The organism is Planktosalinus lacus, assembly GCF_014640155.1.
GTDB classification, from domain to species: Bacteria; Bacteroidota; Bacteroidia; order Flavobacteriales; family Flavobacteriaceae; genus Planktosalinus; species Planktosalinus lacus.
In genome coordinates, this window is the sequence record NZ_BMGK01000007.1 from 96,366 (window position 1) to 120,376 (window position 24,011).

The window sequence follows — 24,011 nt, forward strand, 5'->3', positions numbered from 1 at the left end:
TACTCAAGGCAATCTTGTAAACAGAAGCGATGTGTTATGCTGATTTTGGAGGTTGAAAAATATCGAAAATTGCCGGTGAAGAATGACGCAATTGAAAGCTAAAGTTATCTTGTTTTTCAAAATTATCAAACCGCTGGAATTCAGGTGTAAAAAGCTGTCCTAGCAAAGCTACAGGTGCATGTATGATAGAGCAACCGGAAAACGGTAATTTGTCGTGGTCGTGACTCTCGTTCTGATGGTGTTCCTTTTTCTCTTGACCGTAGTGTTTTGAAATGAAGGTGAGGAGGTTGTCTCCGTAATTTTTTTTATGGAATTGTGCATGTTCAATGAAATCTTCTATGCGTAAAACATCTCCCAAGTTAATATGCATGCTTTGTAGCAGTAGCAAAGATGTTAAGAGGTATGTTACTAGAATTTTCATTTTTTTATTGAAAATAGCGCTACACAAATTTAAGATATATAAAACAATAAGTTGCTACATTACAGCAATTTAGAACCAATAAAAACTAGCTTAAAATAAACTCCACCGCCAGTTGTGCATGCAGTTTTGTCGTGTCTAGAAGCGGCCGGTGAAAGTCCTCCTGAGATAGCAGCATTGGCAACTCGGTGCATCCCAGAATAATTCCATCGGCTCCTTTTTCTTCCAGCTTTTTCATCTGATTGATAAAATAGGTTTTGGCATCTGGGGTGAATTTTCCTTGAGTTAAATCTTCAGAAATATAGCGGTGGATTTCGCCAAAGTCTTTTCGGTCGGCATACACGGTTTGAATACCAAAGTTTTGATCGAGGTATCCGGGAATAAAATCCATGGTCATCGTTGGTTTGGTGCCTAGTAGTCCCAGGTTTTTCAATCCTTGTTTTTGAGCTTCCTTGCCAATGGCTTCGGCGATATGCAGGATGGGGATATTGATTTTTGGCTGTACATACTCATAAATCATATGGGGGGTATTGGCACAAATGATGATGGCTTGAGCTCCGGCAGTTTCTAATTTGCGACTGATTTCAAGATACCCCGCCTGAATTTTTTCCATATTTTGCTCGCGCATCAATTGGATGTTTAAACTATATAGCAACAACGGCGGATTCTGGCTGCCTCCAAATTTGGCGCCGGCCAGTTCGTTAATCATTCTGTAATATTCAACGGTGGAGTGCCAGGAGGTACCACCAATCATGCCGAGTAGTTTCATGAGATTATTTATTTAGCCATTAGCCGTATTTAAGGTTTTGTATTTTGAGAGTTGTAAAAAGTTAAAGTAATATAAATTCTTTCATTCCCAGTTTAAATAACCACCATTGAGGTCATAGACTTTTGTAAAGCCCAACTCACAAAGTAGTTGCGCGGCCTTTTTACTTCTGGAACCTGAGCGACAGTAAATGTAGACAGGTTCATCTTTGTTAAATTCAGTAAATTGAGTTTTAAAGTTTTCTTTTATTAAAACATCAGCATGATAGGCCCCTTCAATATGACTATGTTCATATTCTCCTTTGGTTCGAACATCTACCAGCTGTACATCGTTTTGACTAATATGTTGTTTAAATTCAGTATTGTTGAGTAAGGTGGCTTTTGGACACTCCAGTGCTACCAGTTGAAACTGAATGATTAGTATAGTGATTGTCAATAGTGTTTTCATATAGAATAGTTATGTATCAAGTAAATTTAAAAAAAAGGGAGCAATTTAAATCTTGCTCCCTTAACTAAACCAACCAATTATAAATTTAACTACTTAAAGTCGCTCATTTACACAACAAAGATACTTCTGTGAAATGCATTCTACAGTAACTTTTGTTACACAGCTTATTGTTTTATAGTTGAAGGACAAGTAGCTTCTGCAACGGGGATTTCGGTTTTTTTGATATGGGCATACCCACCGGCTACATCAATAATATTGTGAATTCCTCTGGCTTTTAAAATAGAAGCGGCAATTACACTGCGATACCCCCCGGCACAATACAGATAAAAGTCTTTTTCCTTTGGAAAAGCAGAAAGATGGTCATTTAAAAAATCCAATGAAGTTAATTGAGCCTCTTTAACATGAGAGGAGAGGTATTCAGATTCTTTTCTTACATCAAACACGGGAATATTTTGAGAAAGTAACTGATCTTTAAAGGTTTCTGCTGAAATACTTTTTAAAGTATCGGTTTCTTTTCCGGCACTTTTCCAAGCTTCAAAACCGCCTTTAAGAAACCCAAGAGTGTTATCAAACCCCACACGGGAAAGGCGTGTCACGGTTTCTTTTTCCCTTCCTTGAGGAGCAACAATAAGAATGGGTTGAGCGGTATCAGCAATCAAAGCCCCCGCCCAGGGTGCAAACCCACCATCGATACCAATAAATACCGAACGAGGGATATGTCCTTTTACAAAGTCATTTTGATGACGAACGTCTAATACAATCGCGCCTGTTTCATTGGCAGCGGTTTCAAAGGCATCGGGTGAAAGTTCACGTGTGCCTCTAAGCAGCACTTCATCCAGATCGTCATAACCTTCTTTGTTCATTTTTACGTTCAAAGGAAAATACAAGGGTGGTGGTGCGAGACCGTCTGTTACTTCTTTGATAAATTCTTCTTTGGTCATGTCGGCACGCAGGGCATAATTCATTTTTTTCTGATTTCCCAGGGTGTCCACCGTTTCTTTCATCATGTTTTTTCCACAGGCAGAGCCTGCTCCGTGTGCAGGGAAAACAATAACATCATCTGCAAGTGGCATAATCTTATTGCGCAGACTTTCAAACAACATACCGGCGAGTTCTTCCTGTGTCATGGAAGCAGCTTTTTGAGCTAAGTCTGGTCGACCTACATCGCCCAGAAACAAAGTGTCCCCGCTAAAAATAGCCAGGTCTTTTCCATTTTTATCCTTTAATAAATAGGTCGAACTTTCCATGGTATGCCCCGGCGTGTGCAGCACTTTAATAGTAAAATCACCCACTTTAAACTCCTGATTGTCTTCTGCAATCGTGGCTTCAAAAGAAGGGTTTGCTGTGGGACCAAACACGATTGATGCACCGGTTTTTTTTGCAAGCGTGAGATGACCGCTCACAAAATCTGCGTGAAAGTGAGTTTCAAAGATGTATTTGATTTTTGCGTTGTCTTTTTCAGCTTTTTCTATATAGGGTTCCACTTCTCTTAAGGGGTCAATGATGGCAACTTCACCTTTGCTTTGAATGTAATAAGCACCCTGTGCCAGACAGCCGGTGTAGATTTGTTCAATACCTTTAATAGTGGGTAGTTGAGTGATAGATTTCATATAATAATCAATTTCGTGTAAACGAATATATTTATGTTAAAAATGGGACATTAGATTCCCCAAAACTCCTTAATGAGTATATACAGGGCCATGATTAAAACAAACCAGCCGAAGGCCTTTTTGAGTTTTTTATTGTCAATAAACTTATTTAACCATACCCCGGCAAAGATACCAAAAACAGATAAAAGGGTGAAGCCTGCTAAAAAACTCCAGTCAATGGGCATGGTTTCTATGTCACCAATAAACCCAATCAACGATTTGATGGCAATAATCAACAGGGAGGTGGCTACTGCTTTTTTCATAGGCAATTTAGCCAGAAGAACCAGCGCAGGAATGATCAGGAAGCCTCCACCGGCACCCACAATACCCGTGAGAACACCCACAATAAAACCCTCGATAACAATGAGTGGATAATTGAATTTTGTTTTGGTTTTGGGGTCGGGTTCCGGTTTTTTATTCCGTATCATCGAAAGGGATGCCAGCAACATAATAAGTGCAAAAAACACCATAATGGCGATGTTTTTTGTCAAAATAAAACTTTCAAATGTTAGTAGATTTTCCGGAATGGCAGGCACTATAAAGCGGCGTGTTAAGTATACAGCGATGAAAGCAGGAATCGAAAAAACAATCGCTGTTTTAAAATCAACCAATCCTTTTCTGATGTTTTGAAAAGCTCCCACCAGGGCTGATACGCCCACAACAAATAGTGAATATGCAGTGGCTGTTACGGGATTCACGCCAAATAAATACACAAAAACCGGAACGGTTAAAATAGAGCCCCCGCCACCAATCAATCCCAACACAACACCAATGATCAGAGCACCTATATAACCGATAATTTCAATGAAATCCATGTGCTGTTTTCGTTAATGGCAAAATTAACCAGTTGAATTGGTTCACATTGTGACTGAGGTTACACATCAATCAGTTTGATATGGTTTCGTTGAAGTTCTATTTTGCCTAGGTTTTCAAGTGTTTTAAGCAATCGGGAAACCACCACTCTGGAGGTGTGCAAGTCGTAAGCAATTTCCTGGTGGGTGTTGTAAATAATTTGCCCGTTGGTGACACGGGCTTTTTCTTTCAGGTATTTCAACAGGCGTTCATCCATTTTTTTGAAAGCAATGTCGTCTATGGTTTCAAGCATTTCATTGAGTCGCTGGTGGTAACTGTTAAACACAAAATTACGCCAGCTTTTATATTTTGATGTCCATTCTTCCATCTTTTGGATAGGAATCATAATGAGTTGTGCTTGTGTTTCTGCAATGGCTCTGATTTCACTTTTTGTTTGCCCTAAACAACAACTTAAGGTCATTGCACAGGTATGGCCTCTTTCAAGAAAATACAATAACAATTCATCGCCGTCTTCATCTTCCCTAAGCACCTTTATCGCACCTGAAATTAACAACGGCATAGACTTAACATAGGTGCCTATTTCAATTAACTGGTCGCCTTCATTAATCTCTTTAAAAGTACCAACATGATCAATTTCCTGAAGTAATTCATCTTCAAATAAATGTCCAAAGCTTTCGCGTAATAAGTCCAACATATACAGAGTGATTGAAAAGTTTGATGTAAAAATACATAAAAAAGTAAGTTCATGACTTATAATTACAACGCAAAACCCTCACGAACCACCCGAAAAGATATCCCCATATTCAATCCGGGTGTGTGAGGTCCTCAAGTGCCGCACTTGAGGTTTTTATTTTTTATGATTTATAAATGGAATTCGGCCGTGATGAATCGAATTGCAGCACCAAAAACATCCATTTACATGTTGGGTTGATTTTAATACAGTCTCTAAGGCTTCCTGTGAGGTTTTGTAGTTACCTATCAGTTTTCTGCTTTTTTCATCAGGTAAATAGAGGCAGTCATCTTTATGAATTTCATATTCAAAGTGTTGACTTAATTCTTTAGATAAATAAAAGTTTGGCATATCCTTAAAGTAATTAAAGACAAACCTAAAGAGAGGGGGTGAGGTATTTTTGAGGAATTCCTCATTTACTCAAAAAAAAGTAAAATTTTTATGAACTATTATGTTTTCATTTGACTTTCATAGAGTTCTATCCATTGTTGAGGAGTTATTTTTTTCAACAATTTTTCAAGGAGATTAAAAGGAATTGCATCCGGTTTTTTAAAACGCACACAACTTTTTCCCATATCAAGCTTGTATTTGGAATGTTTTGGATATTCAGTAACAAACCAGTCGTGAAGTTTGGGGTTTGTGTACAATCCGTAATGGTATAGTGCGATATAGTTTTTTTGAGAAGCAATTGAAATAAAAGGAAGAGGTTGTTTTGGATCACAATGATAACCGTCAGGATATAATGAATGTGGCACCACATAACTTATCATTCCATAACTCATGGTCTCTTCAAAACCCTTTGGAAGGTTATTTAATATAGTTTGTCTTAGTCTGGTAAATGCCTCTTTCCGTTCTTCAGGAAGTTCAGAGATGTATGCTTCGGGTGAAGTTGCTTTAGATTGCATAAACTTTTATTAAAACACTAAAATAAAAAAAAAACAGAGTTTTAATACCTTATTAATTTAATTTATAAAGTTGAGTGACAGGAATTTTATTAACCGAAAACGTTAGAGATTGCATAACTTTTTGCAGGAATCAGTTAATTGCTTTAGCTTTACATAATGGCAAAAAAACTTCAAAAAATAGCTGTGCTCACCAGCGGAGGAGATTCTCCCGGAATGAACGCTGCCATCAGAGCAGTTGTGCGTTCTTGTGCTTATCACGGACTTGAATGTGTGGGTGTGTTCAGGGGATTACAGGGGTTAATAGAAGGCGACTTCAAAATGCTGGATGCCCGATCAGTAAAAAACCTGATCAATCGTGGAGGCACTTTTTTAAAGTCTGCACGCTCCAAAGATTTTCACGAAAAAGAAGGTCGTGAAAAAGCCCACTTAAACCTTGTTAATGAAGGTGTAGACGCACTAGTTGTAATTGGGGGCGATGGGACATTCAGAGGGGCGAGTATTTTTATTAAAGAATTTAATTTCCCCATAGTGGGACTGCCCGGCACTATCGATAACGATATTCACGGTACAGACAATACCATTGGTTTTGATACTGCTTTAAATACCGTTGTTGAAGCTATTGATAAAATCAGGGACACAGCCAATTCCCACAACCGTCTTTTCCTTGTAGAAGTGATGGGCCGTGATGCAGGACATATTGCCCTGAATGCCGGTATTGGAGCCGGAGCTGAAGAGATTCTCATTCCTGAGGAAGACATGGGTAAAGACCGTTTGATAGAGTCTTTAGAGCGCAGTCGGAAATCCGGTAAAACCTCCAGTATCATAGTGGTTTCTGAAGGGGATCAAATTGGTAAAAACATCTTTGAACTGGCTGAATTCATCAAAACCAATATGGAAGGCTATGACGTTAGAGTCACTGTTTTAGGGCATGTTCAAAGAGGAGGTTCTCCCAGTTGTTATGACCGTGTACTGGCCAGCAGAATGGGAGTGGCGGCTGTCGATGCCCTTTTGGATGGGAAACGAGACATTATGATTGGCACACAAAATAATAAAATGGTGCACGTCTCTTTTGAAGAGGCCATAAAAGAACAACAAAAAATTGACCTTGAACTAATCAGGGTTGCAGACATAACATCAATTTAATTTAGAATTTATGAGTATAAAAATTGGAATAAACGGCTTTGGCCGAATTGGCAGATTGGTTTTAAGAATAGCAGAACAAAGAAAGGATATAGAGGTCGTTGCAGTCAACGACCTTCTTGATGTAGAACATTTGGCTTATCTATTAAAATATGATTCTGTTCACGGAAGATTTAAAGGCGATGTTTCTACCAAAGACGGACATCTTGTGGTAAACGGAAAAACAATCAGGGTAACTGCAGAGCGTGACCCCGAAAGCTTAAAATGGAATGAAGCCGGTGCTGAAATTATCATAGAATGCACAGGATTTTTTACCCTTAAAAACGATGCTTACAAACACATCAAGGCAGGAGCTAAAAAAGTAGTCATCTCTGCGCCATCCAAAGATGCCCCTATGTTTGTAATGGGAGTTAATCACACCGAAGCAAAATCGGAAGATACAATTGTTTCAAATGCGTCTTGCACTACTAACTGTTTAGCACCCTTAGCAAAAATTATAAACGACGAATTTGGAATTGTGGAAGGTTTAATGACTACAGTTCATGCCACGACAGCCTCCCAGCTTACTGTTGATGGTCCTTCAAAAAAAGATTATCGTGCCGGAAGAAGTGCGCTTATCAATATCATTCCTGCATCAACAGGAGCAGCAAAAGCTGTGACCAAGGTCATTCCTGATTTAAAGGGTAAACTCACCGGTATGGCCTTCAGGGTTCCTACAGCAGATGTTTCGGTAGTTGATTTGACTGTGCGCACCGAAAAAGGAGCTTCATTTGATGAAGTTAAAGCAGCAATTAAAAAAGCAGCAAATGGTTCTTATAAAGGACTGGTGGCTTATACAGATGAAGCAGTGGTCAGTCAGGATTTTGTTTCAGATGAGCACATTTGCACCTTTGATTCCGAAGCCAGTATCGCCCTGAACGATAATTTCTTTAAATTGGTTGCCTGGTATGATAACGAGTATGGATATTCCTCAAAACTGGTCGATTTATCAGAATATGTGGCTAAATTATAATCAATGACATTAATCGCAGATGGCGGCTCTACAAAATGTGACTGGGTACTTCTGGACCAAAAAGGCAATCTTGTTTTAAAAACACGCACACCGGGGCTCAATCCTGCTGTGGTTCCTGAGCAAGAATTACTCTTTCGCATCAAAAACAATCCTGAATTGGCAGCAATTTTTAATCAGGTTGGCTTTGTAGATTTCTATGGAGCAGGATGTGGCACCATAACTCCCAAAAATTTGCTTAGCCGGGTTTTAAAACAACTTTTTGTAAATGCAAAAGTAACTGTTGAAGAAGATATGGTGGCTGCAGCACTTGCAGTAACAGATCAACCCGGAATTGTCTGTATTTTTGGCACCGGTTCCAACAGCTGTTATTTTGACGGGAAGAAAGCCAAAACACATGTCGAGTCTTTAGGGTTTATTTTGATGGATGAGGCCAGTGGCAACTATTTTGGAAAAAGGCTTATCAGGGATTATTTTTATAAAAAAATGCCCTCAAAACTTGCCGTTGATTTTGAAAAACGCTTTGACCTGGATCCCGATACAATTAAAATAAATCTTTATCAAAAACCGAATCCCAATACCTATCTAGCATCCTTCGCCGAATTTATATTTACCCATGAAGAAGAAAACGCTTATTTTTATAACCTAATCAGTGAAGGGGTTCTTAAGTTTATTGAATACAAAATACTTTGTTATAAAGAGGCACAACAGGTTCCCATACATTTTATAGGTTCCATTGCACATTTCTCTAAAGACATCATTCAGGATTGTCTTAACAGGTATCACCTTGAACTTGGAAATATTGTAAGAAGACCCATAGATGGCTTGATTGAGTATTACAGAAAAAACAAACTGAATGCATGAGTTTACCTAAAGTAAATCCGGTGACTACAAATGCCTGGACAGCATTAAACAAGCATTTTGCTGAAATTAAAGACAGCAAGATGCAACAGTTTTTTTCGGAAGATTCAAGGCGCGCTCAGAAATATTCAATCTCTTGGGAAGACTTTTATTTTGACTATTCTAAAAACCGAATAACCGATAAAACACTGGAGTTGCTCCTTCAGCTTGCCGAAGAAGTCAAGCTTGGCGATGCGATTGAAGCTCAATTTTCAGGAGAACAAATTAATGAAACCGAAGGCCGTGCGGTGCTGCATACCGCCTTGAGAGATTTTAAAAATTTACCAAACGAAGTAAGCACAACGCTTCAAAAAATGAAGCAGTTTTCTGAATCGGTTATTTCCGGCAAGTTGAAAGGACATACAGGAAAAGCTTTTACCGATGTTGTCAACATTGGCATCGGCGGAAGTGATTTGGGACCTGATATGGTTACAGAAGCACTTGCTTACTATAAAAATCACCTCAATGTGCATTTTATGTCCAATGTTGATGGCGATCATGTTCAGGAAACACTCAAGAAACTTGATAGAGAAACCACTCTGTTTATTGTGGTTTCCAAGTCATTTACCACTCAGGAAACCCTGACCAATGCAGAAACAGTTAGGAATTGGTTTTTGAAAACTGTAGATAAGGAAGCCGTTTCTAAACATTTTGTCGCAGTTTCAACCAATTTGGGTGCTATTGAAAAATTTGGAATCCACCGGGATCATATATTCCCGATGTGGGATTGGGTGGGCGGTCGCTTTTCACTTTGGGGCACAGTGGGGCTCTCCATTTGTTTCGCTGTGGGCTATGCCAATTTTGAAAAACTTTTAAAAGGAGCTTCCCAAATGGATATACATTTCAAGTCAGCTTCTTTTGATAAAAATATACCGGTAATACTGGCGTTGCTCTCGGTGTGGTACAATAATTTTTTCAAGTCAGAAACCGAAGCTGTTGTTCCTTATTCTCAATATCTATCAAAACTGATTCCTTATCTGCAGCAAGCCGTGATGGAAAGTAACGGAAAGCAAGTGGACAGAAACGGTCATCCCGTAACGTATGAAACCGGAACGATTGTTTGGGGAAGCACCGGCACCAATGCCCAGCACGCATTTTTTCAGTTGTTGCATCAGGGCACTAAATTGATTCCGGTTGATTTTATCGCTTTCGCAAAAGCACTGCACAAGCAAGACCAACATCAGGAAATACTTTTAGCCAACTGTTTTGCACAATCTGAAGCGTTTTTAAATGGCACAGTTGGTGAGGAAATTGAAAACCCCTATCGTTTTTTTGACGGAAACCGTCCTTCAAATACTATTTTGATAAAACAACTCACCCCAGAAAACCTGGGAGCTTTGATTGCCCTTTATGAACACAAGCTTTTTGTGCAAGGGGTTATCTGGAATATTTTTAGTTTTGACCAGTGGGGTGTTGAACTTGGTAAAAAACTTGCTACAGGCACACTGGACTATCTAAGGGATACAAGTAGCCAAGAGCAACACCCTTCAACATTGGCGATGATTAATTTTTCAAAAAAAGGTTAAATTATACTCGCCGGAATTTTAATGTGTGTGAATGCTTTGTTTTTGTTAGTGTTCTGTATTCTATTGATAAGTAACTCTGCAGCTTTTTGTCCTATCAGTTCAGCATTTTGATCAATATAACTTAGTTGTGGAAAGGTTAAGAGAGACTGGTTAGCATTAGAAAACCCAATCACTTTGATTTTTTTTGCTTTGATGGGTTTTAGAGCAAGTAGAAAATTTTGAACAATTATTCCTGAAGTATTATCTGCTGCTATTACCGCATCAAATTCGTTTGATAGAATCCATTCCTTTATTTGATTATGCATTACTGCATTAGTTTCTAATGAAAGTTCGAGATTCTTATTGTTGGATATTTTAGCTTCTTTTAATGCTTTTTGATACCCTTGTTTACGTTCTTTGCCAATTTCGAGATGTTCAATTGTACTTAAAAAGGCAATAGATTTTCTACCATTTTTGATTAGATTTTTGGTTGTTTTGTAAGTGATATTTTCATCATCAACACTCACTTTATCACAACTTATATGATGGGTAAGCCGATCAAATAAAACGAGTTCATTTGATGGTATATTTTTGATAATGTGGGTATAGTCCTGGTTAATTTGTGTTTGAGAAGCCAGAGAAATTAAAAACCCGTCCACACTTCCGCTCTTGAGCAGTTTAATTTTTTCAGCTTCTTTTGAGGTAAGATCATTACTGATGCAAACCAGTGTATCATACCCTTTTAAAGAACAGTATTTTTCAATTCCAAACAAGACTTCGGCAAAAAAAGGATTAAGTATATCTGGTATAATAACACCTATGGTTTTTGACTTTTTATTCCGCAGAGCAGCGCCCATTTTATTGGGCTGATAGTTTAAAGCGAGAGCTAATTCTTTAACACGTTTTTTTGTATGGGCAGAAATATCATCAGCATTATTTAACGCTTTTGATACAGTTGATATAGAAACGCCAAGTAGCTTGGATAATTCTTTTAAAGAGCTCATTATATTTAAAACTAACATGGATTAAAAACCGACCCCATTTATTGTGTTGAGGTCGGTTTAATCACCATTCGTGGATTAATTAAACTTAACTTAATTATGAAATTTTCAGGCTAATTCATTAAATATAAAAAACTAAATATGCGTTTTGTTTTTCTTCTAAACGGCTATTGTTTAATCAACTTTAAAGTTTTTGCTGATTTTTCTGTTACTACAGTAGCAAAATAAATTCCTGTTTTTAGCATAGAAGCATCCAGGGTCAAATTCTGCTGGTTAACGTGATCAATAAACGCCACCAACTTACCATTTACATCAAACAGACTCACTGAAGTAATTTCTGTGTTTTTGTTTAAAATTGTCCAGTTTTCAGAGGCAGGGTTTGGATAAATAACAAGATTGTTTAAAAACTCATTGTTTAAAACTGATAGCACTTCGTCGCCAAAAGTTATATTGTCAAAGTAAACAACATTGTCCTGAGTTCTTCCGCTTAGGTCAAAATCAGGGAATATTACAATTTGATTTAAAACTCCATTGCCCGATGGCGGATTGGTGAAGCTTGAAAAATCAAAGGTGATATTTTCCCATTCATTTATCACTGTATTAGGGACTTTGATCTCTCCCTGAGACCAAAAAGTGGATGAGACCAGTTTTATACCTACATCACTTATTACATCTTTCCAAACCATAATGCTTATGGTTGAATTTGTTTGGTCAAGTACAAACTCTCCAAGATCTGCTCCTTGAGCTGATTCACATCCTGCCCAAGGTTGACCGCTTTCTAAAGCGGTAAATTTTGCTACTGTTTGAGAAGTATTAATGCCTGTTGGGTCTGGATTTGAAATAATTTCCAGATCCGGGTTGGTATCATTCTCAAAAACTGTCCAGGTCCAGTTTGCACCATTTCCTTCTGATTCAAAGTCTATGGGTGCATTTTGACTAAACCCAAAAAGAAGATTCATTAAGCATATAAGTAAAGTAACTTTTTTCATCTTTCATTTGGTTTAAGTTAAAAAACAACTATTCACGCCCTTGATAACTATTTAAAACAATAACAACTTGCTTGTTAAGAAGGAAATAAATGGTTTTTATTTCTTTATTAGCTTAATCGTATTTGTATTTCTCTGAGAAATAATGTTTGCAAAATAGATTCCGGCTTTTAAGTTTGACGCGTCAATTGTCAAGTCTTGACTAGCGTTATTTTCAAAAGCTGATATTAATTTACCATTTATATCATAGAGATTTAATGTAAAAGAAGACAGGCTTTTGTTGCTGATTGTCCAACTTTCATAGGCAGGGTTTGGAAATGCTACTATTGAAAACAAACCAAAGTCTGAAGTTGATAGGTTTATTGGCCCTACAACAACATTTCCTAAAGTGGATTCGTCATCAGGATTTGCATTCAATCCTGTCACCGCAAAGCCATATTGAAGAGTAGTGTCTTCAGCCTCAACGTTTGAGTATGTAAGTGAAAAATCACCTGCTTCAGTTAACACTACTGACTCTTCTTTGAGTACTGAAAAATCTGCATTAAAAACTTTAATAAACGCTTTTACTACATAATCAGTGTCAAGAGTAAAGTCTTCAACGGTACCTTCAAATGTAACTTCCTGACCTATTAAATCTGTAGTGTTTTCTACAAAGGTATTTCCCTCAAAAACTTTATTTCCAAGACCGGTGCTTTGATCCACCCAGAACGGGTCATTTGGATTGTCTCCATAGGTATTGAAGTTTGGAAATAATGTCACTGTATTTGAACCCGGGTCAACTACAGTTTTAATGTCTGCTACTCCCCAAGGAGATCCAAAAACAAATCCACCACCATTTGCAGGTGTTTCAAATACATTTGCATATCCAATGTGTTCTGCAGAGCCATCTACAGTAACTGTCGTTTGCGCAGCCATAAAGGCAAAAGCAAATAAGAAACTAAATAAAGTAATCTTTTTCATAAGTGTTGAATTTTAAAAATTAATATTGGGTAAAATAGTTTTATTAAAAAATGAGTTTTATTTCTCTAAATTTCGAATTGTTTCGAAAGTATCGCTTTAGAATTACCTCCAACAAACACTTCAAAAGTACCCGGTTCAACAACCCAATTTCCTGAATTATCATAAAAACCAAGTTCTTGTTCTGTCAATAAAAACTGGAGTGTTCTGGTTTCACCCGGTTCCAGTTCGATTTGTTGAAAGCCTTTTAATGCTCTTACGGGTTTTACAACACTGGAATAAAGGTCTTTGATATAAAGTTGAGCAGTTTCTTTCCCGGAGGTGTTACCGGTGTTTTTAACAGTAATTAAAATCTCTACTACATTGTTTTCAGAAAATTTATTAGTTACTTCAAGCTGATCATATTCAAAGCTTGTGTAGCTTAAACCATACCCAAAAGGGTAAAGAGGATCGTTTGATTCATCAATATAATGAGACCAAAAAACTTGGTTTGGAGCCGGCTCAACCGGCCTTCCTGTGTTGTAATAGTTATAGTAAAGAGGAAGCTGACCTACATTCCTGGGAAATGTCATGGGCAATTTTCCACTTGGGTTATAGTCACCATAGAGAACCTGTGCGAGGGCGTTTCCACTTTGAGTGCCTAAATGCCAACCAACTACAATTGAAGGAATATTTTCTGAGGCCCAGTTTATTGTTAATGGACGTCCATTTTGCAAAACCAAAACTACATTTTTATTCACATTATAAACTTCTTCAAGGAGTTGTTGTTGTACTCCCGGAAGGTCTAAATTTGTCCTGCTTCGGCCTTCACCACTTTGAAAACCATGCTCTCCCAAAACCATTACTATCACATCGGCATTTTTTGCTGTTTGAATGGCTTCTCCGAAACCTGAGGTATCAGAAGTATTTATTTCCAGTTCTGTAGTAAATAATGGCTTGTTAAGTATTAAATCTGCACCTTTAGCATAGCTAATTTGATTGGTACTATTATACTTTTTAAATCCTTCAAGAACTGAAACAGCTGTTTCGTCATCGGCACCTATTCTCCAGCTTCCAAGAGGTGATGTTTTGTCTGCTGCCAGAGGACCTATAACAGCAATTTTTTGACCTGATTTTTGGAGCGGTAAGAGATTGTTTTCATTTTTAAGCAGTACGATTGATTTTTTGGCAATTTCCAAAACCTCATCATGAAAACTTTGCTTGCCGATGGTGGCCGTTTCCCTTTCTAAGTCACAATATTTATAGGGGTCGTCAAAAAGACCCAATTCAAATTTTACTCTTAATATTCTCCGAACAGCATCATCAATCAGGGCTTCATCTACCTCCCCATTTTTTACAAGTTCAGCAAGTTTAGTGACATATAAATAAGATTCCATGTCCATATCACTACCGGCAAGGATGGCAAGTTTTGCTGCCTCTTTACCATCTTTAGCAAATCCGTGAGGGATCATTTCAGTGATAGAACCCCAGTCTGAAACCACAAATCCATCAAACTCCCATTTTCCTTTTAGAATATCTCTTTGTAAAAAGGCATCGCCTGTAGAAGGAATACCATTTAAAATGTTAAACCCATTCATAAACGTTTTTACGTCGGACTCTAAAGCTGCCTTGAAGGGTGGCAACACAGTGTTATAAAGAGTTGAAGTTCCCAGGTCTGCGGTATTGTAGTCTCTGCCTGCCTCTGCAAAACCATACGCTGCAAAATGTTTGGCACAAGCAGCCAGTGTTTTTTCTGAAGTTAAATCTACTCCTTGAAATCCTTCTACTCTCGCTTTAGCTATCAAACTTCCTAAATAAGGATCTTCACCTGCACCTTCCATAACTCTTCCCCACCGTGCATCTCTTGAAATGTCAACCATAGGAGCGAAGGTCCAGTTAATACCTGCTGCTGAAGCTTCTTCTGCTGCAATTTGAGCAGATTTTTTAATAGCTTCCAAATCCCAGCTGGCTGCTTCAGCCAAAGGTATGGGGCTTATGGTCTTGAAGCCATGAATCACATCAAACCCAAACAAGAGAGGGATGCCTAATCGTGTTTCTTCAACAGCTATTTTTTGGACTGCTCTCACATTTTCAACACCATGAACATTTAACATTGCCCCTACGAGCCCTTTTCTTATATTCTCATATTTAACAGCTTCAAAACCATTTTGTGGAGTGGGTCCGGTAAAGTCCATAAAGCCGTTGTATTGATTCATTTGACCAATCTTTTCGTCCAGGGTCATTTCCTTGATTAGCTCCTCAACTTTAATATCAATTTCATCAACAAGTTCATTGTTACCTGAATTTTTTGTAGAATTACAGCCAAGCGTAATGAAACTAATCGATATTAGTAAAATGTAAGAGTTTAATTTTTTCATTCTCATTATTGGTAAACTCTTATATAATCAATCTCCATGGTACTTTGGCTAAAGTTTGGATCTACAGTTCCTCCAAATGTTCCTCCCATTGCTACATTCAGTATGATAAAGAATGGGTCATTAAAAGGAACAGAAGAATTGTTTTCAAAAACGTGATAGACTTCATTGTTTACAGCAAATTGAATATTCTCAGAAGACCATTCAACAGTATAATTATTGAACTCTTGGGATACACCTGGAACATTTGTGGTTTGGGAAATTGCGTCACCACCTGAATTACCCGGAAAATGGAGTGTGCCGTGAATGACATCCTGCTCATTTCCGCGATGCTCCATTATATCAATTTCACCGCAGAAAGGCCATCCAACATCTGGGAAGTTTGATCCCATCATCCATAAAGCGGGCCAAGTGCCCCCTCCTTCCGGAAGCTTTGCTCTTATTTCAATTCTACCATAATTAAAATCAAAATTATTTAGAGTATTGATTCTTGAAGAGGAATAGTTATACCCATTAATAGATTCTGCAATGAGGTTAATTTTTAAAGTACCATCAGAAACTTCAGCATTATTTTCTGTGTAATATTGAAGTTCTTGATTGCCCCATCCGTTGTCTCCGTTACCGACTTCAAAATTCCAGACATCAGGATTTGGAGGACCATCAACATCAAACTCTTCTGTCCAAATCAAATCTGTAAACTCAGTTTCAAGTTGATTGCCTTGGCTCCCTTCATTAGTTGTAAATTTTAAATACCAGGCGAGCGGGTTTGAAGCAGAACCTGAAATAGCTCTAATATGCATATAGTCTTGAGTTATTTCGAGAATTTCATAGGTACTTGTATTGATGTAGTAACTCATAAAGCCTTCATCAGAAATGGTAAATTGAGTTCCAGTGGTCAAATCTTCAGGCACCCCAAAATTAGCGCCGGCAAGAGATACAAATTTATTACCAGAGGTATTGTACGGAAGACATTGGTCTGAGTCACCACCGCCGCCACCAACATTTAAAAACTCTACATTAAAAAATGTAATGTCATTGTTGTTGTGATTAAAGGTAATATTGTCATTGTTATCTAAACCAAAAGTAATTTCATCGTCATAAAGACATTCGGCAAGTTGATTGGGTGCTGCAGAAAAATAGTCCGGAGTAAATGTGTCTATTGGACCAACACCCAAATGTCCGGGAGTTTGTGAAGCAACAAACCAGGTTTTACTGCTACCTCCTGTTAGCAATTCTTCAGTAATGGGGTCATCAAAATTACTCAACACCGAGATAGCTATGGTTTCAGTTGTCGTAGTACCTCCAGTACCCGTTGCCACAACGGTAACAAGGTAGTCGTTTACACCCTCATTACTGTATGTGTGTGAAGCAAGGCCTCCGGGTTGAACTTGAGTTACATTGTCGCCAAAATCAAATTTATAACTAATAGCATTTTCAGCTGTTGCAGTGAAGTTAACACTTCCGCTTCCATCTCCAAAAGGGTTATCGTTATCAGCATTTAAAACTTCTACTTGAATTTGAAGATTTGTTGGAGCTTGTAATTGCCCAAATTTTGCGTCATCTTCCTGACAACCCATAACAAGGATAAGACATAATAATAGACTCAGTTTTTTAATCATTACTTCAATTTTTTAATTTTCTAATTGTATATCGTCAAAATAGAAGGTGTTTCCATTTCCTGGATTTCCAAAATCCATAAAAATTACCACTCTATCAATATTTTCAGAGAGACTTACACTTGAGAAGTCAAAGGTTAATTCGTGCCATTGGTTGGCCACACTTGTTGTAGCACTCACTTCAATCTCATAACCGGTAGCAGGGCTTTCCAGTTTTAATATTACGTTAGCATTATTTATGGGACTCCAGACTTTCATCGACATTTGTTGTGTATTAGAAAAGTCAATGGGTTCATCAAGGTCTAAAAATGAACCTGCCCATACCTCTGCACCTGTATCCTTAAATAATTCTGCTACTCTGTTTGAGGTGTTAATTCCAGATGGATCAGGATTATTAATAACTTGTGTTTCAGCTCCACCAAAACCTGTCCATGTATAATCTAAAGACCCTTCAAAAGTAAGTGGAACACTTACAGAGGTAGGTCCTGAACCTCCTGAGTATTCAATATCATCAAAATAGATTAGCTCACCAGCTCCGGGTGTGCCAAGATTGTAGAATAAAACCAGTCTTGTCCAGTTTCCTGTAGTACCGGCCCCTGAAAAATCAAATTCTAACTCTATCCATTGATTAGCAGTAGGTATATTCACAGATACTTCGGTTTCTGTACCTGCGCCGGGGTTTTCAAACTTCATTGTAAAAGGAACATTTGCTTGTGGCGACCATACCTTTATACTAATTGTTGAGCTAATTCCAAAGTCAACATCCTCATCCAGATCAATAAAAGCACCCGCCCATGGCTCAGAACCTGAGGCTTTTAACATTTCAGCCACATTTGCACTGGTGTTTATACCTGACGCATCAGGGTTTGCAATAATGCTAACAGGAGCTCCACCAAACTCAACAAATGGATATGAGTTTGCACCACCTTCAAAATCTATTGGTAATCCAATCTCAAAAGGATTTGTTAGTCTGATGTTGTCAAAATAATAGTCTTCATCGGCTCCTGAAGTGCCAAAATTGAAGAACAGAGCAATCACAGAATAGCTCTCTGCAGGGTTTATATCTGTCAGGTTAAATGTGAGTGTTTCCCACTGGTTGGCAACAGTTGTGTTTTGAGTGCTTTCAGCAAAGATGCTTCCATCACCTTCTTTTTCAACTTTAAATAAAACCGGTATTCCTGCTTGGGGAGAATAAACGTCAATTGCAATTGTTTGAGTTGATGAAAAGTCAATATTTTCATTGAGGGTTGCCGATGTTCCGGCCCAGACCTCAGACCCTGAAACTTTAGTATATTGACCTACTTTGGCACTTGAGTTAACGTTATTTGGAGCAGGGTTTTGAACCACGGGAACACCCAAAGCTTCACCGCCGCCAAAATTAAAGAATGCATAATTTACGGTTTCAGATTCAAAATCAATGGGTAAAACCAAAGGGTCTGTAATTTCAATTTCTTCACTATAAGTTAAAGTTGCTTCCCCACCACTTAATGCCACCACTGTTATGGTGAATACACCAGTGGTTGAATATGTATACTGAGCGATGTCTCCTGCCACAATATTCTGAGGCTCTTCATCCTGAATTTCTCCAAAATATACCTCAAACCCCACTGCATTGTCTGCAGTTGGAAAGACATTCACTAAAAAGGGATTGTTGTTGTCTATAGTAATTGTTACTTCAAGGTTTTCAGGGGGTAAAAAGGAAACTATAAGGGTTTTCGTAATACTTACGGTATCTCCTGCCAAATTTTTTGCAGTTATAATCACTTCATATTGCCCTTCTTCATAAATATGAACAACTTTTTGACCTGCAGCTATTTCTTCAGAAGCATCACTTCCATCACCAAATTCGATAATGAATGAATTAGCTCCTTCTCCTTTAGGAATAATAGTCACTTCACCAGAGTTATCTGTTGTCAAGATAAACTGTGCATCTATATTTGTTGGCAAATCTTGATTAAAGTCTATAAAATCATCGTCATTATTACAACCGGTTAAGAGCACACCGCTAAAAAGAATTAAAAATATTTTAAAAATTGAATTCATAGTCTTGTGGTTTTAATTTTAATAGCCCGGGTTTTGTGTCCAATTTCCTTGAGAGAATTGAATTTCTTCTTCAGGAATGGGAAAGAGGTTGTTTTTGGGTGCAGTAAATCCATCGATAAATTGTTGTGCTCTCCCTGTGCGAACCAAATCAAAAAACCGATGTCCTTCTCCCATAAGTTCGAGGCGTCTTTCATTATAAATAATATCAAGTAGTTGGCTACCTGAATCCTGAACATCAGATAGGCCGGCTCTGTTTCTTACTTGGTTTACATAAGTTCTTGCCAGGTTGTCATTAATGTTTCCCCTGTTTAATGATTCAGCAGCCATCAATAAAACATCCGCATATCTGATTGCTCTGTAATTATTGGGCTGGGTTAAATTGGGATCTGGTTGGTTGTCATTATTTCTTGGGATATATTTTCTATTGTAATAACCTGTATGACCGGTTACTGGATCTTGGTTGCCTATATTGTAGGTAGCATTGGTTTCTGCTGCCCAGTCTTCAATATCCAGAATGGAGACATCACGACGCAAATCATTTGAAGTATAGGCATCATAGGCTTCTTGGCGAGGCAAACAAAAGCCAAAGCCTGATTCGTATACCGGACCGGTATAACCTCTTACTCCGCTAAATCCTACCATTACATTTCCTTCACTACATTGTAGACATCCAAATCCGGCACCCTCAACACCTGTGTATTGAATTTCAAAAACAGATTCCGGGCCATTTTCTGCAATAAATTCAAACAGATCAGCATAATTTTCATCACCTTGTGTGCCGTAGAGATGATAATTTCCAGAGTTGATAACGGTATTAAGTTGATCAGCAGCTAAATCAAATTTTTCTTGATAAAGATATACCTTTCCTAAAAGTGCTCTGGCAGCCATTTGATTAACACGTCCAATTTCAACAGAATTTATAGCCAGGTTTTCAATGGCTTGAATTAAATCTGATTCTATGTATGCATAAACTTCTTCAACCGGTGATCTTGGTGTGGTTACTTCTTCACCCAGTTCAAACTTACCATCGGGTTTAATTGGTATAGGACCAAACCATTTTACTAATTCAAAATTAAAATAGGCTCTTAAAAAAAGCACTTCACCAATGATTTGGTCCTTGCCTTCAAACTCAATATTGTCTTTGTTTTCTATGATGAAAGCCGCTCTTTGAAGTCCTGCAAAGTTAAAGTTCCACAAATCTCTAATATTTGAGTTCACAGGGGTATGTATCATTCTGTCCACCTGTTGCCACCCAATAACGTCTGTGGGGCTTTCGCCGCCTGCATTTACATTGTCTGATGCAATTTCTCCCATAATAACGTTTACATATGTTGCTTGTAATACGTCATAAGACCCAATTAAGGCATTTTGAAAGTCCTCTTCAGAATTAAAAAAGGTTTCTGAATTAATTGAGTAAGGGGGTGTTACATCAACGAAATCGTCAGAGCATGAAATGCTTAAAGTGGTACAGATTAAAAATACAGCTATTTTTTTCATTGCTAAATGTGTTTCAATGTTTTTAAAATTGTGCGTTAACTCCAAAGCTATAGATTCTTGGAATAGGGTAGAAGCCAAAATCTATGCCTGCCCCAATGGGTGCGCCTGTTGAAGCAGTGGGGTCAAAGCCAGAGTATTCAGTAAATGTGTATAGGTTATCTACTTTTGCATAAACCCTTAGCTTTTTTAATTTTATTTTACTAATGATATTTTCTTGAAAATTATAACCAAGACTTACTGTCTGGATACGTAAAAACGAACCGTCTTCTACAAAAAAATCTGAAAATATATTGTTTGCTGATGGAGCGGTTGTAACTCTTGGAACAGAATTACTTGTTCCTTCACCTGTCCATCTATCTAAACGATAGTTGAGTTTGTTAACATTATCTTGTGCTCTTTCGTAGTTTCTTACAATGTCATTTCCAACACTGGCAAATGCATAGGTATTAAAGTCAAAGTTTTTATAACTGAAGCCCAAATTAATACCAAAAGTAAAATCAGGTATGGGATCACCAATATTTACACGATCATTTGAGTCAATCACGCCATCACCATTTGCATCTACATATCTAATATCACCCGGTTGTGCTTCTGCTCCCAGTAAAATTTGAGAAGGATGAGCGTTAACTTCTGCTATATTCTGAAAAATTCCATTGGTTTGATAACCATAAAAATAACCAATGGGTTTTCCCACTTCCATTCTTGAGGGGGCGGGTTGGCCAACACCAAATTGACCTCCTTCTATAAAATCTGTACCATTGATTTCGGTTACGGTATTTTGTATGGTAGAAAGATTGAAACCGGCATTTATTTTTAAATTTTCTGATAAATTATCATTGTATGAAAATTCAATTTCAATTCCTTGATTTCTAACGCTACCTGCATTGATAGTGGGTCCAGAACCTCCAGGAGCATATGTTCCGAAAATTCCGGAAATAGGAATATTTGAAACTAATAAATCTTTGGTGTCATTCAAATAATAATCAAAAACAAAGTTTAGTTTATTTTTAAACAACCTGAAGTCAACTCCTACATCAAGTTTTTTTGCCTCTTCCCATTTAATATTTGGGTTTGACAAGGGGCCGATTGCGACTCCGTTTATGAGGCTTCCGTCCACTCCAGAAGGATAAGTCGCTTCACCGGTTAATAAAGAGAGGTATCTGAAATCGCCAATTCTATCATTTCCTATGATACCATAACTTGCTCTGATTTTTATAAAGTCGATGAAATTATTTTCCGGAAAGAAATTTTCGTCAGATACAATCCACCCTGCTGTTACAGAAGGGAAATACCCCACTCTGTTATTAGGCCCAAAACGGGTAGAGGCATCTCTTCTCAACATAGCAGAAAACAAATATCTGTTATCTAAACTGTATTGAACTCTTCCAAAATAGGACAGTCTTCTAACGTCATAAGCGTAAGAATTAGCATTTCTATTATCACCAGAGCCAGTTGCCAAGCTAAGATCTGCAAATGTGTATAAATTTGAAGGAACTCCTGTTGCAGATCCAAAGAGTCCTTCTCCTTTTGTTTGAAAAACAGTCATACCCAACATTAAGGTGAGGTTATGGCGGTCATTGAAATTATTTTGATAGGTATTAAATAAATCAAAAGTGTAATCGTTGTCATTAATTTTACCTAAAGAAACCAGATTGTCTTCGAGACGATTGAACACTTTGCCTGTTCCATAATCAAAAACCGGAAAGAAATCTCTGTTTTGTGTAAGTGCTGTATTGAAGCCTATTCTGCCTTGTAAATCAAGGTTTTTTGCATATTCTAGCTTGCTTTGAAATGTACCGCTTAACCTATTGGTTTTAGAATCATTGAAAGTATTTCTAATTTGTGTTAAAGGATTGACGACCTCATTGCCCAAGTCAATTTCATTTGTTAAGTTATCGACTTCTGGGCCAATTGTTGGCGCCATATTAAGTGCATTGAATAATACTGAACCCAGTCCAAAATCATTGAGTGATTTGTTTTTAGATGCTGCATAAAACAACTTGGTGTTTATTGAGAATATTTCTGTAATGCTGGCATCCAGTGATAACGAAGCAGTTTTTCTGGAAAACTCTGACTTCTCTGAACCGACTATCCCTTCTTGGTCAAGTAGCGAACCGCTAATGCTGTAACTAATATTTTCTGAACCACCTCTTATGGATAAATTATGATTCATTATGGGTGCTGTATCAAATACTTCATTCTGCCAGTCAGTACCTTTCCCTAAACCAGAAAAGTTGTCAATTGGAGAAACCTGACCTGCATTTGTATAACTTTCGTTTAGAAGCAGTGCATATTCTGTTGCATTTAATAAGGGGATTTTCCTGGAAGTTTGTTGAACACCCACATAGGTTTGATAGTTGAATTCAGTTTCTTGATTTCTTTTGCCAGACTTTGTTGTAATTAAAATTACTCCATTAGAACCTGTTGAACCATAAATGGCAGCTTGAGCGTCTTTTAAAACAGTAATGCTTTCAATGTCCTGTGGATTTATAGAGTTTAAACCACCTCTGTACTCAAATCCGTCCAGTATTATTAAAGGAGAAGCATCAAGATTTGTTGCAATCCCTCGAATTCTGATATTTGATTCTGAACCGGGTGACCCACCTTGTTGTGTAACATTTATACCGGAGGCAGTGCCTTGAAGAGCCTGCGCAGCATTTTGTGGCTCTAATCTTTCAATACTTTCTGAGTCCACCTTAGAAATAGCCCCGGTAATATTTCTTCTACTTTCTCTACCATATCCAATTACTACAATATCTTCTAAACTTTCAACATCTGGTTCTAAAGCTATGGGGTAGTTTGTTGCCAACCCAATAGGTATGGTCGTCGATTTATAGCCAACATATGAAACAACGATAGCAGCAGTATCCGGCACATTATTAAGAGTAAACTTACCGTCAAAATCTGTTGTTGTTCCATTTGTTGTATTTTCAACAACAATTGTTGCTCCCAATAATGGCTCTTGAGAGACAGCATCAGTTACTGTTCCTGTTATGGATTTCTGAGCAGAAACAAACAGGCCAAAGAAGCAAAAGATAAGGATTAAATAAAATTTAGACATAATTGTTATGATTTATTCCAAATATAGGTTCAAGTATTGTATATGCCATATATTTGAACATTACAATTGAACTACAACGTTTTAGTATATGGTTAAAAAATTACTTGTAAGCGCTACTTATATTGTAAACAGTAGTGTTAAGTAGATGTTAAATTTTAGTAATGCTTCTGTTTTTAGAAAAAAAACAATGTCAATGTATAGGTAATGTATAGCT

The 24,011-nt window shown here is 37.6% G+C and carries 20 protein-coding genes; 4 read left to right on the forward strand and 16 right to left on the reverse strand.

All coding sequences use genetic code 11. The features are described from left to right. Positions 1-34: 34 nt before the first annotated feature. The 8 genes from IEV69_RS09500 to IEV69_RS09535 form a co-directional block, all read right to left on the reverse strand. The gene (locus tag IEV69_RS09500; protein ID WP_188441835.1) at positions 35-421 is read right to left on the reverse strand and encodes a hypothetical protein; all 387 of its coding nucleotides are present in this window, start codon (positions 419-421) and stop codon (positions 35-37) included. Positions 422-506: 85 nt separating this feature from the next. After that, positions 507-1,187, reverse strand: a complete 681-nt coding sequence (locus IEV69_RS09505) for an aspartate/glutamate racemase family protein (protein ID WP_188441837.1) — start codon at positions 1,185-1,187, stop codon at positions 507-509. An 81-nt stretch (positions 1,188-1,268) separates the two neighbouring features. Further along, a complete protein-coding gene (locus IEV69_RS09510) occupies positions 1,269-1,631 on the reverse strand; it encodes a rhodanese-like domain-containing protein (protein ID WP_188441839.1) in 363 nt (120 codons plus the stop codon). Between the two features lie 164 nt (positions 1,632-1,795). Further along, complete coding sequence (locus IEV69_RS09515) at positions 1,796-3,241, reverse strand: MBL fold metallo-hydrolase (protein WP_188441841.1); 1,446 nt, start codon at positions 3,239-3,241, stop codon at positions 1,796-1,798. 50 nt (positions 3,242-3,291) lie between these two features. Then, positions 3,292-4,095 (reverse strand): sulfite exporter TauE/SafE family protein, encoded by an 804-nt coding sequence (locus IEV69_RS09520; protein WP_188441843.1) that lies wholly within the window; start codon positions 4,093-4,095, stop codon positions 3,292-3,294. A gap of 59 nt (positions 4,096-4,154) precedes the next feature. Further along, positions 4,155-4,787 (reverse strand): Crp/Fnr family transcriptional regulator, encoded by a 633-nt coding sequence (locus IEV69_RS09525; protein WP_188441845.1) that lies wholly within the window; start codon positions 4,785-4,787, stop codon positions 4,155-4,157. Between the two features lie 153 nt (positions 4,788-4,940). Beyond that, a complete protein-coding gene (locus IEV69_RS09530; protein WP_188441848.1) occupies positions 4,941-5,174 on the reverse strand; it encodes a hypothetical protein in 234 nt (77 codons plus the stop codon). A gap of 98 nt (positions 5,175-5,272) precedes the next feature. Continuing rightward, a complete protein-coding gene (locus IEV69_RS09535) occupies positions 5,273-5,728 on the reverse strand; it encodes a DUF1801 domain-containing protein (protein WP_188441850.1) in 456 nt (151 codons plus the stop codon). Positions 5,729-5,884: 156 nt separating this feature from the next. Between IEV69_RS09535 and pfkA the strand changes: the two genes are divergently transcribed. Genes pfkA through pgi form a run of 4 tightly spaced genes read left to right on the forward strand, consistent with a single transcriptional unit; the run spans position 5,885 to position 10,303 of the window. Beyond that, positions 5,885-6,871 (forward strand): 6-phosphofructokinase, encoded by a 987-nt coding sequence (pfkA, locus tag IEV69_RS09540; RefSeq protein ID WP_188441852.1) that lies wholly within the window; start codon positions 5,885-5,887, stop codon positions 6,869-6,871. A gap of 10 nt (positions 6,872-6,881) precedes the next feature. Continuing rightward, a complete protein-coding gene (gene gap, locus IEV69_RS09545; RefSeq protein WP_188441854.1) occupies positions 6,882-7,880 on the forward strand; it encodes a type I glyceraldehyde-3-phosphate dehydrogenase in 999 nt (332 codons plus the stop codon). A gap of 3 nt (positions 7,881-7,883) precedes the next feature. Continuing rightward, the gene (locus tag IEV69_RS09550; protein ID WP_188441856.1) at positions 7,884-8,741 is read left to right on the forward strand and encodes an N-acetylglucosamine kinase; all 858 of its coding nucleotides are present in this window, start codon (positions 7,884-7,886) and stop codon (positions 8,739-8,741) included. Continuing rightward, the gene (gene pgi, locus IEV69_RS09555; protein WP_188441858.1) at positions 8,738-10,303 is read left to right on the forward strand and encodes a glucose-6-phosphate isomerase; all 1,566 of its coding nucleotides are present in this window, start codon (positions 8,738-8,740) and stop codon (positions 10,301-10,303) included. Before IEV69_RS09550 ends, pgi begins: the two co-directional genes overlap by 4 nt. Here the strand turns inward: pgi and IEV69_RS09560 are convergent. The 8 genes from IEV69_RS09560 to IEV69_RS09595 all read right to left on the reverse strand — a co-directional run bounded on the left by IEV69_RS09560 (position 10,300) and on the right by IEV69_RS09595 (position 23,797). After that, positions 10,300-11,286 (reverse strand): LacI family DNA-binding transcriptional regulator, encoded by a 987-nt coding sequence (locus IEV69_RS09560; RefSeq protein ID WP_188441860.1) that lies wholly within the window; start codon positions 11,284-11,286, stop codon positions 10,300-10,302. The genes pgi and IEV69_RS09560 overlap by 4 nt on opposite strands. A gap of 164 nt (positions 11,287-11,450) precedes the next feature. Beyond that, positions 11,451-12,272, reverse strand: a complete 822-nt coding sequence (locus IEV69_RS09565; RefSeq protein ID WP_188441862.1) for a T9SS type A sorting domain-containing protein — start codon at positions 12,270-12,272, stop codon at positions 11,451-11,453. A gap of 96 nt (positions 12,273-12,368) precedes the next feature. Next, positions 12,369-13,229, reverse strand: a complete 861-nt coding sequence (locus tag IEV69_RS09570; protein ID WP_188441864.1) for a T9SS type A sorting domain-containing protein — start codon at positions 13,227-13,229, stop codon at positions 12,369-12,371. Positions 13,230-13,294: 65 nt separating this feature from the next. Next, complete coding sequence (bglX, locus tag IEV69_RS09575) at positions 13,295-15,583, reverse strand: beta-glucosidase BglX (protein WP_188441866.1); 2,289 nt, start codon at positions 15,581-15,583, stop codon at positions 13,295-13,297. A gap of 5 nt (positions 15,584-15,588) precedes the next feature. Then, positions 15,589-17,199, reverse strand: a complete 1,611-nt coding sequence (locus IEV69_RS09580; protein ID WP_188441869.1) for a family 16 glycosylhydrolase — start codon at positions 17,197-17,199, stop codon at positions 15,589-15,591. Between the two features lie 12 nt (positions 17,200-17,211). Then, positions 17,212-19,239: a carbohydrate binding domain-containing protein gene (locus tag IEV69_RS09585; protein WP_188441870.1), complete on the reverse strand. Its 2,028-nt coding sequence runs from the start codon at positions 19,237-19,239 to the stop codon at positions 17,212-17,214. A gap of 18 nt (positions 19,240-19,257) precedes the next feature. Next, a complete protein-coding gene (locus IEV69_RS09590; RefSeq protein WP_188441872.1) occupies positions 19,258-20,736 on the reverse strand; it encodes a RagB/SusD family nutrient uptake outer membrane protein in 1,479 nt (492 codons plus the stop codon). Positions 20,737-20,758: 22 nt separating this feature from the next. Then, a complete protein-coding gene (locus IEV69_RS09595) occupies positions 20,759-23,797 on the reverse strand; it encodes a SusC/RagA family TonB-linked outer membrane protein (RefSeq protein ID WP_188441874.1) in 3,039 nt (1,012 codons plus the stop codon). Positions 23,798-24,011: the final 214 nt, after the last annotated feature.